Source organism: Streptomyces sp. AC550_RSS872 (assembly GCF_019049285.1).
Taxonomy (GTDB): Bacteria; Actinomycetota; Actinomycetes; order Streptomycetales; family Streptomycetaceae; genus Streptomyces.
In genome coordinates, this window is the sequence record NZ_JAGMUL010000003.1 from 39490 (window position 1) to 52975 (window position 13486).

General features: G+C 70.7%; 14 protein-coding genes. 5 read left to right on the forward strand and 9 right to left on the reverse strand.

What is annotated here, in order from left to right; translation table 11 throughout:
• Positions 1-894: 894 nt before the first annotated feature.
• Genes KUM44_RS00755 through KUM44_RS00765 form a run of 3 tightly spaced genes read left to right on the forward strand, consistent with a single transcriptional unit; the run spans position 895 to position 3080 of the window.
• The gene (locus KUM44_RS00755; protein WP_217205511.1) at positions 895-1677 is read left to right on the forward strand and encodes an HAD family hydrolase; all 783 of its coding nucleotides are present in this window, start codon (positions 895-897) and stop codon (positions 1675-1677) included.
• Positions 1678-1719: 42 nt separating this feature from the next.
• Positions 1720-2238 carry a YbaK/EbsC family protein gene (locus KUM44_RS00760; RefSeq protein WP_217205448.1) on the forward strand — a complete coding sequence of 173 codons (519 nt, stop codon included), beginning with the start codon at positions 1720-1722 and terminating at the stop codon, positions 2236-2238.
• A complete protein-coding gene (locus KUM44_RS00765; RefSeq protein ID WP_217205449.1) occupies positions 2235-3080 on the forward strand; it encodes an EamA family transporter in 846 nt (281 codons plus the stop codon). The genes KUM44_RS00760 and KUM44_RS00765 overlap by 4 nt, the downstream gene beginning before the upstream one ends.
• A gap of 537 nt (positions 3081-3617) precedes the next feature.
• Here KUM44_RS00765 and KUM44_RS00770 read toward each other — a convergent pair.
• Both KUM44_RS00770 and KUM44_RS00775 read right to left on the reverse strand, forming a co-directional pair.
• On the reverse strand, positions 3618-3902 hold the full coding sequence (locus KUM44_RS00770; RefSeq protein ID WP_217205451.1) for a hypothetical protein: 285 nt from the start codon (positions 3900-3902) through the stop codon (positions 3618-3620).
• A gap of 144 nt (positions 3903-4046) precedes the next feature.
• On the reverse strand, positions 4047-5519 hold the full coding sequence (locus KUM44_RS00775) for a metallophosphoesterase family protein (protein WP_217205453.1): 1473 nt from the start codon (positions 5517-5519) through the stop codon (positions 4047-4049).
• Positions 5520-5771: 252 nt separating this feature from the next.
• Between KUM44_RS00775 and KUM44_RS00780 the strand changes: the two genes are divergently transcribed.
• Entirely contained in the window at positions 5772-6047 is a 276-nt protein-coding gene (locus tag KUM44_RS00780; protein WP_217205455.1) for a DUF1876 domain-containing protein, read from the forward strand.
• Between the two features lie 117 nt (positions 6048-6164).
• Here the strand turns inward: KUM44_RS00780 and KUM44_RS00785 are convergent, their stop codons facing one another.
• From KUM44_RS00785 to KUM44_RS00810, 6 genes are all read right to left on the reverse strand, one after another.
• Entirely contained in the window at positions 6165-7322 is a 1158-nt protein-coding gene (locus KUM44_RS00785; protein WP_217205459.1) for a serine hydrolase domain-containing protein, read from the reverse strand.
• A gap of 123 nt (positions 7323-7445) precedes the next feature.
• Complete coding sequence (locus KUM44_RS00790) at positions 7446-7895, reverse strand: organic hydroperoxide resistance protein (protein ID WP_217205460.1); 450 nt, start codon at positions 7893-7895, stop codon at positions 7446-7448.
• A 106-nt stretch (positions 7896-8001) separates the two neighbouring features.
• The gene (locus KUM44_RS00795) at positions 8002-8472 is read right to left on the reverse strand and encodes a MarR family winged helix-turn-helix transcriptional regulator (RefSeq protein ID WP_217205462.1); all 471 of its coding nucleotides are present in this window, start codon (positions 8470-8472) and stop codon (positions 8002-8004) included.
• Complete coding sequence (locus KUM44_RS00800) at positions 8469-9218, reverse strand: energy-coupling factor ABC transporter ATP-binding protein (protein ID WP_374201996.1); 750 nt, start codon at positions 9216-9218, stop codon at positions 8469-8471. The genes KUM44_RS00795 and KUM44_RS00800 overlap by 4 nt, the downstream gene beginning before the upstream one ends.
• Positions 9219-9354: 136 nt before the next feature.
• Entirely contained in the window at positions 9355-10116 is a 762-nt protein-coding gene (gene cbiQ / locus KUM44_RS00805) for a cobalt ECF transporter T component CbiQ (protein ID WP_217205469.1), read from the reverse strand.
• A gap of 2 nt (positions 10117-10118) precedes the next feature.
• Positions 10119-11177, reverse strand: coding sequence for an energy-coupling factor ABC transporter permease (locus KUM44_RS00810; RefSeq protein ID WP_217205471.1), 1059 nt, complete (start codon positions 11175-11177; stop codon positions 10119-10121).
• Positions 11178-11347: 170 nt separating this feature from the next.
• Between KUM44_RS00810 and KUM44_RS00815 the strand changes: the two genes are divergently transcribed.
• Entirely contained in the window at positions 11348-11707 is a 360-nt protein-coding gene (locus KUM44_RS00815; protein WP_217205473.1) for an SsgA family sporulation/cell division regulator, read from the forward strand.
• Between the two features lie 17 nt (positions 11708-11724).
• On the opposite strand, the gene KUM44_RS00820 is transcribed toward KUM44_RS00815, so the two are convergent.
• A complete protein-coding gene (locus KUM44_RS00820; protein ID WP_217205474.1) occupies positions 11725-13407 on the reverse strand; it encodes a penicillin-binding transpeptidase domain-containing protein in 1683 nt (560 codons plus the stop codon).
• Positions 13408-13486 lie beyond the last annotated feature (79 nt).

Below are 13486 nucleotides of genomic sequence, written 5' to 3' on the forward strand. Positions count from 1 at the left end.
GAGGTCGACCGGCTCGCCGAGGACGATCGGTTGCTGAGCACTCCGGCCGCCGCGGCCGAGGCGTCGTATTTCCTCGCCTTGCTGCGTGAGCTGGGCGGAGCGGCCGAGCGGGAGTACAGCGTCGTTGTGGAGACGATCACCCGCTGGGTGAACGACGGACTCGTTCCCGCGGCACACCGGTGCGCGGTCCACAACCGGGTCGCCACCGTCCTTGCCGAGGGCGGGTACAACTGGGATGCCCGCTGGGCTCTCCTCGGGGCTTTGAAGGCCGCCCGAACTCCCCTGGAGGAGGCCTACACCCGTGCTCAACTCGGCGCGGTGTATGTCCAGGTGCTCGGGCGGTCTGCCGCCCGGGAACACGCCGAACGGGCCGCGCGCCTTGTTCCTCGGGCCGATGGCTCGGCGGCTTGGCTGGACGTACGGATGCGGTCGGCCCATACGTTGTTCCTGATCGAGCACCGCGGACTCGTGCGGAACGAGCGGAACCAGGGTGGGTTCCTCGACCTGGTGCGGGAACTGGTGGACGTCTGCGGTCGGCAGATCGACCGCTGGGGCGACGACCATCCCCGGGCACTGGAAGCCCTCACGATCATGACCGTGGCGCAGCACACCGAGGCCGCGGCACAGCGTGACATGGCTGCCCTGGAGCGGTTGACCGACGTCCTCGCCGTGACAGTCCAACGTTCCGCGAGCCTGCTCGGGGCGCGGCATCCACAGGCCAAGGCCGCCCGGGAAGCGCTCCTGGAGGCCCAGAAGATCACGAGGGAGGCCAGAGCGGATCAGGAGGAGCGGGAGCAGGGCCGGCGGGAACGGGCCCGGCGCGAGGAGCGGGAAGGATCGAGAGCACGGGGCCGGTCGGCCGCGAATGGTCCGAGGACGCAGCCACACGAGGCCATGCCGGGGGGCGAGGGCCACGCGGCCCTGGCCTTCACCAGTCCGCTGGTCACCGTCGTCTCGGAGGACTGGACTCCGCACGACCCGGCCGAGAACCTGCACGAGGTCGTCACCCGTGCCCGAGTCGTGCTCTGGGACTTCGACGGACCGGTCTGCCGCCTGTTCGCGGGCCGTCCGGCGGAGCGGGTGACCGGGGAACTGGTCATGTGGCTGGACGATCTCGGCCTTGGCGGTCTGCTCACCGAAGAGGAGCGGAGGGCACTCGATCCGCAGGTCGTGCTGAAAGCCGTGGACCGTCGGCATCCCGGCAGCGACCTGGTGGCGGCATTGGAGGAGCGAGTCACCCAGGAGGAACTGAAGGCCGTACTCACGGCGATGCCGACCCCGTATGCGGACCCGCTGATCCGCACCTGGACCGCGGTCGGCGTCCGGCAGGCCGTCGCCACGAACACGTCTTCCCAGGCGGTCGGCAGGTATGTGGAGGGGCGAGGCTTGCTCTCCTGCTTGCCCCACATCTACGGCCGCCCCCAGGACCTGCACATGCTCAAGCCGCACCCATACTCCGTCCATCGGGCGCTGAGGGCGATGGGTGCCGCGCCGTCGTCCGCATTGGTGATCGGCGACGGTCCTGCGGACTACGAGGCCGCCCGCGCGGCCGGAGTCCCGTTCCTGGGGTACGCGCGCAACGAGCGTGAGGTCAGGCTGTTGAGAAATGCCGGAGCCGACCTGGTCGTCGGATCGCTGCAACAGGTGCTCCGGATCCTGGGCTCGTCTGCCCGATAACCCGGTCGCGTGCCCTGTACAACCACCGCTAGCGTGCCGTGCATGACGACAGCCGCCACTGACGCCGAGGGCTTCGGAGCCCATCCCCGTTTCACCGAGGCACTCCAAGTGCTGGGGCTCGGTGAACTGCACACCCGGATCCGCCGGTTCCCGGACGCGACCCGTACCGCCGCCGAGGCCGCCGCCGCGATCGGGTGTGAGCTCAGTCAGATCTGCAAGTCGCTGATCTTCGCGGCCGACGGCGTGCCCGTGCTGGTCCTGATGGACGGGGCGTCGCGGGTCGACGTCGAGCTCGTCCGGAAGGAACTCGGCGCCGAGAAGGTCACGCGGGCCGCCGCCGACGTCGTACGGGAGACCACGGGGTACGCCATCGGCGGCGTACCTCCCTTCGGGCACCGTACGAAGACGCGTGTGCTCGCCGACCGTTCGCTGCTCGGCCACGATGTCGTCTGGGCCGCCGCCGGGAACCCGCACGCCGTGTTCCCCATGGCGCCGAAGGACCTAGTAGCCCAGGCCGGCGCCACCCTGGTGGACGTGCGCGAGCAGACGCGGACTTCGTGACCCCGCTGGTCATGGCCGCCGTCCTGCTCGCGGCCGTCACGCACGCCGGCTGGAACGCCCTCGCCCACAAGATCACCGACAAGCTGGCGGGGTTCACACTCATCACGGGCGGCGGGGTGCTGATCGGGCTGGCCCTCATCCCCTTAGGGGGGTTCCCGGCGGCGGGGGCGTGGCCGTATCTGCTCGCGTCGGCCGTCGTCCACATCGGCTACTTCGCGCTGCTGATGAAGTCCTTCCGGCTGGGCGACTTCGGACAGGCCTACCCCATCGCGCGGGGCACCGCGCCGCTCGTCGTCGCCGTGGTCGCCGCCTTCGTCGCCCACGAGGTACCGGACGGATGGGCGGCCGCGGGGATCGCCCTGTCCTGTGTGGGACTCACCGGCGTCGCCCTGTGGGGTCTGCGCGGGAACCCGCCCAACTGGCCCGCGATCGGCGCGGCGCTGGCGACCGGGCTGAGCATCGCGGCGTACACCGTGCTGGACGGGTTGGGGGTGCGGGCCTCCGGGTCGTCCGTCGGATACATCGCCTGGCTGATGGTGGTGCAGGGGCTCGCCGTGCCCGCGTACGCCGTCTGGCACTGGCGCCGGGAGACGGTCGCCGTGCTGCGGCCGTTCGCCGGGGTGGGACTGCTGGGTGCCGCACTGTCCTTCGCCGCGTACGCCCTGGTGCTGTGGGCGCAGACGAAGGCCGAGCTGGCGCCGATCGCCGCCCTGCGGGAGTCGTCGATCATCGTCGGCGCCGCGATCGGCGCCGTCTTCTTCAAGGAGCGTTTCGGGGCGCCGCGCATCGTGGCGGCGGGGTTGCTGGTCGTGGGGATCGGGCTGATGCTGCGCGCGGGGTAGTGGCCCAGCCGTTCCGTGGCCTTCCCGACGGCATCCTTCGCGCCTGGCGACTCCCACGCCTTTGAGTCGTTGCGGTGGTTGGGGAGTACCGATAGTTCTTCGAGTGCTCGGCGAGGCAATGAGCTCTGCGCAACGATAGGGGGCGAACACGCAGAGATTCGCCCACAGTTCTGGAATGCCGCAATTAACTCATCGTGTGATCAAGACAGTCAGGCAGCCTGAGCGTCGCCACTTGGCAGGCAAGTCCGGAAAGCTGATGATCATTTCATGCTGGCAGCGTGGCATGTTCTGCGCGTACATGATCATTGCTGCTGTCAGTAATGGAGACCAATTCACGCGTGGTCGGCGGTGATCGATGCTACGGACGGAAGCATCCATCGAGCGTCCACCGTAGACGCGTCCGGCGCCGAGCAGGCCCCGTAGGAATGCGGCCAGGCGGCCGAACGCGGCCAGGCGGCCGGCCGGAGCCGGTCGCCTGGGACCGCTGGGAGCCCCTGCCCGTTCTGGCCGGGGCTCCCGCAACCGTCAGACGGTCGGTCAGCCGCTGAAGGCGGCGTTGTTGCAGCCCATCGTCGAGCCGAGGTGCGTGCTCTGGGCGCCCGACTCGCCCTCGCCGTTGAGGCCGTTGCCGAGGACGCCGTTGAGGATTCCGACCACGCCGAGGATGTCGAGGTTCAGGTCGTGGGACTTGCAGTTGGTGCTCTGCATCACGTCGACTTTGTTGCCCTTGGGGCCCTGGTCGGCCTGCGCGGTGCCGGCGCCCACGAGACCGACGGTGGTGAGGGCGGCGACCAGGACCGCGGCCTTGCGAAGCTTAAGCATGTCATCTCCGGTGGAGTGAGGTGGATGCGATTTAGGGAGATTAAGTAGGAAATGCCCCAAATCATCCTGTGGCGCGCCGAGTTTCGCGATCTTCTGCCGGGATGATGCTGTCCGCGGGCCGGTCGGGGCGCCTGAAGTCGTGCGCTACGCGCGCCGCGTGATCCCCGACAGGTCGTGCGCCGTCACGCTGTTGCGGTCGGTGACCGAGCGGCCCAGGGCGTGGTGCGGCCACAGGCCGGCGGCCACCCGGCGACTGCGCTCGCTCCACTGACGGGCCGCCAGGTCACCGGCCTTGTAGTGGTTGAGGGCGTAACCGCCGGAGTGGATGCGCAGCAGCGTGAAGCCGCCGGGGTACTCCTTGGCGGCGGCGACCTCCTGCTGGGTGACGTGCGGGGCCCGCGACAGCACGGTGCGCTTGTTGCGGTGGGTGTGGCCGGCGTGGTGGAGGAAGACGCCGGGCGCGGACGCGTAGGCGTCGACGACGGCGCGGGCCTGGCGGCGGTCCAGCTGCTGGCCGCGGGTGACCGGGAAGACCGAGTCCCGCACGGTCAGCGGATGATGGCCGAAGACGAGGGTCGGCTGGTCCGGGGCCTCCCTCAACCGGGCCTGGAACCATGCCAGTTGCTCGGGTCCGAGCCCGCCCGCGTCGGCGCCGTTGCCGGTCTTGACGTAGGTGTCGAGGCCGATGATCCGCAGCCCGCCGAGGTCCCGGGCGAAGTACCCCGGCCCGCCGTCGCCGGCCGGGAACGCGGTCTGGAAGCCGGCGTTGTCGCGGGAGCGGTCGTGGTTGCCGCGTACGACGAAGTAGTCCTCGCCGTGTGCACCGAAGCCGTCCAGGATCCGCCGCGCCTCGCCGAGGTCGTGCGCCGCCCCGCCCGCCGAGATGTCACCCCCGGCCAGCAGTACGTCCGCCCCGCGCCGCCGGGCCTCCTCGACCAGGGCGCGGCTCATCAGCTCCGGATACGGCGCCCGGCCCGGCTGCTGCGGCACCCCGCGCAACAGGGGGAAGCCGCCGACGAGGCCCGCGGTCGTCTCGCCGAGGTGCAGGTCGTTGCAGAGCGCGACCGACAGCAGATGCCGGCCGGGCGGCGGCTGCGGGGTGGTGAAGCAGTACGGCCCGCCGCTCGAACCGAACCCGAACGTCGACGTGCCCACCGCGTTGCCGCGCACGAGGTGCAGCGGGGTGGGCGTCGCGGCCGTGCCCCGGGAGCGGGCCTGGTAGTAGTACGTCTGCCCCGGCTCCAGGCCGGTCAGTTCGACCTGGTGATGGGCGGCCGGCCGGTCCTCGGACGCCGTGCGGTTGAGCCGGGACGGGTGGGTGCCGTAGACGATCTCGCCCTCGGTGAGCGCGGGGAGGGGGTGGCCCAGGCCGTCGTCGGTGCCGGGGATGCCGGTGTACCAGGTGATGACGGCGCGGTCCTCGGTGAGAGTGACGAGTTCGAGGTTGACGGCGATCAGGTCGTCGGGGTGGTGGGAGCGCGCCCGCTGCATCGCGGCGGAGGCCGACCGCAGCAGGGCGGGGGCGAGGCGGGCACCGGAGCGCAGTACCTCGCAGGGGCCGGGGAAGGCCGACAGTGCCGCGAGGGCGGGGAGGTGGGCGGAGAAGCAGCAGCGCATGTCCTCGATGTGGCCCGGTGCGGTGAACGGGGGAGGTGGCGGTGGCGGCGGGGCCAGGTCCGGCGCGCGACATCTCCGTGGAACGAGACATCTCCGTGGAACGAGACATCTCCATGGAAGCAGGCGGAAGGCGGTCACCGAAGGGAGTGTGCCGAGTCTCACTGATCCCGAGTTGCCGTGTTTGCTCCCCTGACTGGTCGGCTGCGCCCTTCGAGGCGCACCCTGGAAGCAGGACTTCCGGAGGTGATCGTCATGATGCACACCGCAGTGGGATGGCATGTCGAGCTGGAGTTCCAGGAGGACGAGACACACACCAAGGCGGTCGCGATGGTGCGCCTTCCCGACGGCAGTGAGGTACGGGCCCAGGGCCACGCCTCACGGCACCACACCGACGCGAATCAGCCACGCGTCGGCGAGGAGATCGCCGGCGCGCGTGCGTTGAACGAGCTGGCGATGCAGATGCTCACGAAGGCGCACAGCGAGATCGACCAGGCGTCCGGGCGTACCTCGCATCCGATTCACGTGTGACTGTGCCGGGATCGGTTGTGTGCCGGGTGCGGCGGCGTGGGGGCTGGTCGCGCAGTTCCCCGCGCCCCTAAAAGAACGGGGCGTTGCCGGGCCCTGCGTCGCACAGGCGCCGAGCCTTTACGGGAGCGCTGCCCGCAGCGCCCGTAGCAGCGACTGTGCCCTCGGGTCCGCCGTCACGGTCTTGCGGAAGCCGTTCGTCACATAGCCGAACGCGATTCCCGACTCCGGGTCGGCGAAGCCGAGGGCACCGCCTCGGCCGGGGTGGCCGAAGGAGCCCGGGCCGAGCAGCGGGGACGCGGTGCCGTGCAGCATGTAGCCGAGGCCGAAACGGGTGTTGACGACCAGGACGCGGTCCGGCCCCGCCGACTCCTCCGCCCGGGCGAGCTCCACCGTCGCCGGGTCGAAGAGCCGCACGCCGTCGACCTCGCCGATCAGCGCCGCGTAGAAACGGGCCAGAGCGTCGGCCGTCGCGATGCCGTTCGTCGCGGGGAGGGCGGCGGCGAGGTAGGCGGGGTCGTTCTGGTCGGGGAACGGGGTGATGGCGGCGAAGGCGCGGCGCGTCAGCGAGCCGGGGTCGTCATAGGCCTCGGTGACCGACCGCTTCGGCCGCGACCGCAGCCCGCCGACCGGCTCGGGCCCCTCGACGCGCCCGGTACGGCCCACCCGTCCCGCCTGCGACTCCGGCAGCCCCAGCCACAGATCCAGGCCCAGCGGACCGGCGACCTCCGCCGCCAGCCACTCCCCGGCCCGCCGCCCCGTCACCCGCCGCACCAGCTCGTCCAGCAGCCAGCCGTACGTCAGCGCGTGGTAGCCGTGGTCGGTGCCCGGCTCCCACGCGGGCGCCTGCGCGGCCACCGCCTCGGGTCCGCGCTCCGGATCCAGCGCCTCCTCGGGCGTGAGCGGCCGCTCCAGCACCGGAAGCCCGGCCCGGTGGTTCAGCACATGCCGGACCAGCAGCCGACCCTTGCCGTGCACCTTGAACTCCGGCCAGTACTCGGCCAACGGCGCGTCCAGATCCAGCTCTCCGCGCTGCTGGAGGACGAGCGGTACGGCGGCGGCGACGCCCTTGGTGGCCGACCGCACGACCTGCGCGGTCCCCTGCTCCCAGGGCTGTGTGCCGTCGACGTCCTTCGTGCCGGCCCACAGATCGACGACCTTGCGCCCGTCCCGGTACACGGCGACGGCCGCGCCCCGCTCCCCGAGCCCGGAAAAGTTCCGCGCGAACGCCTCCCTGACCGGCTCGAAGCCTTCGGCCACTGTGCCGTTCACGTCCACGTCCGTACTCCCTGCGCCTGTGCTCTCGGCCACCGCCAGCCATCCCAACACGGGCGCGAGCTCCCCGATTCCGAACTGTGGCCGACGTCTCCCCCCAACACCGGGCACCGGCAACCCCGACGTTCAGCCCAGCAGAATGCTCACGTCGACGTTCCCCCGCGTCGCGTTCGAATACGGGCACACCTCGTGCGCCGCATCCACCAGCTTCGCCGCGAGGTCCGCGTCCAGTACCGGCAGGGCCACGCTGAGGGCGACCGCGAGGCCGTAGCCGCGGTGTTTGTTGGGGCCGATGCCGACCTTCGCGGAGACCGTGGATCCCGTGAGGTCGTAGCCCGCACGGTTGCCGACCAGGATCAGCGCGTTGTGGAAGCAGGAGCTGTAACCCGCGGCGAACAGCTGCTCGGGGTTGGTGCCGTCGCCGTCGCCGCCCAGCGCCGCAGGCATCGCGACCTTGAGCTCGATCTGCCCGTCCTGGCTGGTGACATACCCCTCCCGGCCACCGTGCGCCGTGGCCTCGGCGACGTACATGATCTTCGTCGGACGGGTGTCGACGGCGGTGTCCTGGTCGTTCATGGTTGGCCTCCCCCAAAAAGAACGTACGCAAGTACATCGTGCACAAGGTACTGGCCGGTAGGGCGCCTGTCGCTGCCAGGGGGTAGTAACTTCCGGTAAGCCGAGCTCAGCGCCTGCGGTCGGCCGCTTCAGCCGCCCTCGCCGCCAGCCGCCACAGTTCCTCGCGCAGCCGCTCCACCTCCGGCCCGCCGAGCCCGGTCTGCGCGAGCAGCGTGCCCGGTACGCACTCCGCGTGCTCCCGCAGCCGTTCGCCCTGCCCGGTGACCGAGACGAGCACCGACCGCTCGTCCCGCGCCGACCGCTCCCGCCGTACCAGCCCTGCCGCCTCCAGCCGCTTCAGCAGCGGAGAGACGGTCCCGTAGTCGAGACGAAGGGCTGCCGCCAGCTCCTTCACCGTCGTCTCGCCGCGCTCCCAGAGGACCAGCAGGACGAGGTACTGCGGGTAGGTGAGGCCGAGTTCGTCGAGAAGTGGACGGTAGGCGGCCGTCACGGCGCGCTGGGCGGCGTACAGCGCGAAGCACAGCTGCTCGTCCAGCAGCAGTGAGCCCTCGGTCCCGGTCGCCTCGTCGTTGGTCACGCGCCCATTGTCGCGGACCGCGGATCGAAGCCGAACGGCAGCTCCAGGCGATGCGTGCGCATCAGCTCGTCGTCGGACAGCAGCTCCGACGTCCTGCCGTCCGCCGCGATCACGCCCTCGCTGAGGACGAGCGAGCGTGGGCACAGCTCCAGGGCGTACGGCAGATCGTGGGTGACCATCAGGACCGTGACGTCCAACGAGCGCAGGATGTCGGCCAGTTCGCGGCGGGAGGCGGGGTCGAGGTTGGAGGAGGGCTCGTCGAGGACGAGGATCTCCGGCTCCATCGCGAGGACGGTCGCGACGGCCACCCGGCGGCGCTGGCCGAAGGAGAGGTGGTGCGGGGGACGGTCCTTGAACTCCGCCATGCCGACCCGGTCGAGGGCCCGGTCGACGCGCTCCTCCAGCTCCGGACCCTTGAGCCCGCCCGCCGCGGGACCGAAGGCCACGTCCTCGCGGACCGTCGGCATGAACAGCTGGTCGTCCGGGTCCTGGAACACGATCCCGACCCGGCGCCTGATCTCGGCCATGTGCTGCTTGCCGACGGGCAGCCCGGCCACGTGCACGGTGCCCGTGCCGCCGGTCAGGATGCCGTTGAGGTGGAGGACGAGGGTCGTCTTGCCGGCGCCGTTCGGGCCGAGCAGTGCGACCCGCTCGCCGCGCGCGACCGAGAAGTCCACGCCGAACAGGGCCTGGTGGCCGTCGGGGTAGGCGAAGGCGAGGCCGGAGACCTCCAGCGAGAATGTCACCAAACCCTCCGAATCCCAACGCATCGGATACCGTCGATCACGAGCGGTGCATTGCGAGGACCAAGCATGCACATTCCTTTTGGCGTTCGCTGTGCAAACCGGGCAGGTTCCGTCCCGGCCGGTGCTGGGGGAGGGTTCAAAGGGTCCATCCCAGCAAACACACGACGAGAGCCGCGCCCGGGAGCGCGAGGGCGTACGACCACTGCGCCCGGGACGCGGTCACCTCGTCGATCACCGGCATCGAACCGGCGTACCCCCGGCTGATCATGGCCAGATGTACCCGCTCGCCGCGCTCGTAGGACCGGATGAACAGCGCGCCCGCCGACTTCGCGAGCACGCCCCAGTGCCGCACGCCCTTCGCCTCGAAGCCGCGTGACTCCCGGGCGATGCGCATCCGCCGCATCTCGTCGGTGATGACATCGCCGTACCGGATCATGAAGGACGCGATCTGTACGAGGAGGGGCGGGAGTTTCAACCGCTGCAACCCCAGCAGGAGTTCACGCAGCTCCGTCGTCGAGGCGAGCAGCACGGAGGCGGCGACGCCGAGCGTGCCCTTGGCGAGCACGTTCCAGGCACCCCACAGTCCGCTGACGCTCAGCGACATGCCCAGCACCTCGACGCGCTCGCCCTCCGCCACGAACGGCATCAGCACCGCGAACGCGACGAACGGCACCTCGATCAGCAGCCGCTTGAGCAGGAACCCGGCGGGCACGCGGGCGACGTACGCGACGAGCGCGAGCAGCACGGCGTACAGGCCGAACGCCCACATCGCCTCCCGCGGCGTCGACACCACGACCACCACGAACGCGAAGGTCGCGGCGAGCTTGGTGTGCGGCGGCAGACCGTGCACCGGCGAATGCCCGTGCCGGTAGAGCCGGTGCGCGTGCCCGGCGCCCATGGTCAGACGCTCGTGCTCGTCGGCGACACGTCGGCCGCCTCGTCCGTACGGCGCCGGCGCACCGCCCAGAAGACGCCGGTGCCGGCGAGCAGGGTCGCGCCGACGCCGATCGTCCCGGCGAGGCCGCCCGACAGACGGATGTTGTCGATGCCCTTGACGCCGTAGTCGGCGAGCAGGGAGTCGGCGCCCGCGTGCTCCTCGGCGGACTCGGCGAATCCCTTGTCCTCGGCGACCTTCTCCAGGCCGTCGGGGCTGGCGGAGGCGTAGAAGCTGACGAACCCGGCGAGGACGAGGGAGGTGGCCAGACCGCTGATCCACAGGGTGCGGCGCGAGGTCCGGGCCGCGACCGGCTGCGCGGCCTCGGGCGCCGGGGCGTCGACCAGTTCGCCGCCGACCCGCAGCTTCAGCGGCTGCCGCAGGTCACGGGCGCCGTAGACGAGGTCCGGGCGTACGGCGATGACGGCGCCGATGGTCAGCGCGGTGATCGCGGCCTCGCCGATGCCGATCAGCAGGTGGACGCCGACCATGGCGGTGGCGACCTTGCCGATCGAGACGTCGGTGGTGCCGCCGATCCAGAACAGCAGCGTGAACGCGAGGGCCGCGGCCGGCACCGACACGATCGAGGCGACGAAGGAGGCGGCGGTGATCGAGCGCCGGGTCTTCGGCAGGACCTTCACCAGGCCGCGGAAGACGACGTAGGCCACGACGACGCCGACGATCGCCATGTTGGTGATGTTCACGCCGAGCGCGGTCAGGCCGCCGTCGGCGAAGAGGATGCCCTGCATCAGCAGGACGACGGAGATGCACAACGCGCCGGTACAGGGGCCGACGAGGATCGCGGCGAGGGCGCCGCCGAGCAGATGTCCGCTGGTCCCGGCCGCCACGGGGAAGTTCAGCATCTGTACCGCGAAGATGAACGCGGCCACCAGGCCGGCCAGCGGCGCCGTCCGCTCGTCGAGCTCACGGCGCGCGCCGCGCAGGCTCACGGCGACCGCGGCCGCGGCGACGACTCCGGTCACGGCGGAGGTCGGGGCGTCTATGAATCCGTCGGGTACATGCACCGTTCGATGATAGTGGCTTAATGCGAATGGCTTGCAAGAGCGAGGAGCTGGTGCCCTCGCGTAGGGGAGATACGTCGGCTCCAGGGAGCGCTTTCTGCAAGATATGCGACATTGGAGGGGAAGCGGAGGCATAGCTTTCGCTCAGGTCACTCAGCGTAAGGGGCCGTCCGATGTCTGTAGTCGAACAGTACGCGCGAGCCCATATCGTCACGGACGCCGACCTCCTGCTGGAGGAGCAGGACGCCGTCCCCGTCGTGCTGCGCTACGACCCCGAGACCGACCCCCGCTCGGTGCGTGTGCGGTTGCCCGGGCGTGAGGCCCACGAGTGGACGTTCTCGCGCTCCCTGCTGGAACAGGGGCTGCGTGCCCCGGCCGGGAGCGGCGAGATACGTGTGTGGCCGTGTGGGAGGGTGCAGGCCGTCGTGGAGTTCCACTCGGCCGAAGGTGTTGCCGTGGTGCAGTTCGAGTCGAAGGCCTTGATGAGGTTCCTGCGGCGGACGTACCTGGCCGCCGCACCCGTGGCGCGCTGAGCTTCAGCCGCCCGGCCTCAGCCGCCCAGCTTCAGCAGCTCCGCCACGATCGGCCCGGCCGTCTCGCCGCCGTGCCCGCCCTGCTGGACCACGCCGGCCGCCGCCAGGTCGCCCCGGTACGCGGTGAACCAGCCGTTCGGCTTCTTCTGGCCGTCGACCTCCGCCGAGCCGGTCTTCGCACCGACGTCACCGGTGACCCCGGACATCGCCTCGGCCGCCGTGCCGTAGGCCGCCGTGTACGCCATGAGTTCGCGCAGCTGGGACAGCGTGGACGGGGACAGGGAGCGGGAGGCGGTGGCGAGGGTGCGGTTGTCGACCGACGGGGCCACCAGGTAGGGCTGCTTGAAGGTGCCCGTCTTCACGGTCGCCGACACCGACGCCATGTTCAGCGGGTTCATCCGCACCCCGCCCTGGCCGATGAGCGAGGCCCCCATCTGGGCCTGCGACTGGACCGGGACGGAGCCGTCGAAGGTCGGGACGCCGACGGACCAGTTGTTCAGGGACAGGCCGAAGACCTGCTGGGCCTGCTTGGTCAGGCTGTCGTTGTCCAGCTCCGGGGCCTGGCTGATGAAGGCCGTGTTGCAGGAGCGGGCGAAGCTCGCCTTGAATGTGCCGCCCTTGATCTCGAACTTGTCGTCGTTCTGGAACTTCCAGTGGCCGTACGTGAAGTACTTCGGGCAGGGGTGCTGCTTGTCCGCCGACGCGAGGCCCTTCTCGATCAGCAGTGAGGAGGTGATGACCTTCATCGTGGAGCCGGGCGCGAGGGAGCCCTGGAACGCGGTGTTGAAGCCGTGCGAGGAGTTGGCGACCGCCAGGATCTCGCCCGTCGACGGGCGCAGGACGACCACCGACGCCTTCGGCTTCGAGGCGACCTGCTTCTCCGCGGCGGCCTGCATCGCCGGGCTCAGCGTCGTCTTCACCGTGCCCGGGGTGCCCTTGCTCAGCTCCAGCAGGGTCTTGTCGGACAGCTCGGCCTTCCGGGACTCCTTGCCCCGGATCACCTGGAGCTCGACGCCCGCCTTGCCGCCCGCCTTGTCGCCGTACTTCTCGCGCAGCCCGTCCAGGACGGAGCCCAGCGACGGGTACTCGTCCTCCGTCAGCTCGCCGCCGTCCCGGTCGAGGGCCTTGACCGGCGGGGTGCCGGACTCGCCGGTGACGAGGGTGTCGCCGTCCTTCAGGTCGGGGTGGACGATCGCCGAGTGCCACTCGACGAGCGGCTTGCCGTCCTCGGCCCGCCGTACGACCGTCAGCGAACTGTCGTACGCCAGCGGCTTGGTGGTGCCCTTGTAGGAGACGGTGCCCTTCACGGAGAAGGGGACCTTGTCGCCGGTGCGGGCGCCCGCGGTGAGGGTGACGTCCTTGATGTGGGCGTCCTTGGTGTACCCGGTCAGCAGGGCCTGGGCCGCCGTCGTGTCGTCCGTGGCGGCGGCCGCCTCGGTCACCTTGCCCTGCTGCCAGGCGGTGAGGAACTGGCGGGCCGCGGACGTGACCTCGGTCGCCGACAGGGGGCCGGTCTTGACGTCCTTCGCCTTGTCGTCGGCGCTCGCCGACGTCGACTGCGTACGGCTGTCGGCGACGGCCCCGCCGCCGAACAGCGCGTAGGCGCCGAACCCGGCGCCGCCGACGACCACGGCGATCACCCCGCCGAGCACGGCGGGGTTGGTCTTCCGTCGCTCAGCGACGCGCCCTCTGTTGCCCACTGCTTTCCGTTCCCTCGCGTATTCCAGGGGCCCCCGCCCCGCCGACCTCACGCATACCAACGACGACGCCCACCCTAGA

Bases quoted from the DNA above. Each gene is read 5' to 3' on its own strand.
- KUM44_RS00755 (WP_217205511.1), top strand. From the start codon at position 895: ATGCCGGGGGGCGAGGGCCACGCGGCCCTGGCCTTCACCAGTCCGCTG.
- KUM44_RS00760 (WP_217205448.1), top strand. From the start codon at position 1,720: ATGACGACAGCCGCCACTGACGCCGAGGGCTTCGGAGCCCATCCCCGT.
- KUM44_RS00770 (WP_217205451.1), bottom strand. From the start codon at position 3,902: ATGCTTAAGCTTCGCAAGGCCGCGGTCCTGGTCGCCGCCCTCACCACC.
- KUM44_RS00775 (WP_217205453.1), bottom strand. From the start codon at position 5,519: ATGCGCTGCTGCTTCTCCGCCCACCTCCCCGCCCTCGCGGCACTGTCG.
- KUM44_RS00780 (WP_217205455.1), top strand. From the start codon at position 5,772: ATGATGCACACCGCAGTGGGATGGCATGTCGAGCTGGAGTTCCAGGAG.
- KUM44_RS00790 (WP_217205460.1), bottom strand. From the start codon at position 7,895: ATGAACGACCAGGACACCGCCGTCGACACCCGTCCGACGAAGATCATG.
- cbiQ (WP_217205469.1), bottom strand. From the start codon at position 10,116: ATGGGCGCCGGGCACGCGCACCGGCTCTACCGGCACGGGCATTCGCCG.
- KUM44_RS00815 (WP_217205473.1), top strand. From the start codon at position 11,348: ATGTCTGTAGTCGAACAGTACGCGCGAGCCCATATCGTCACGGACGCC.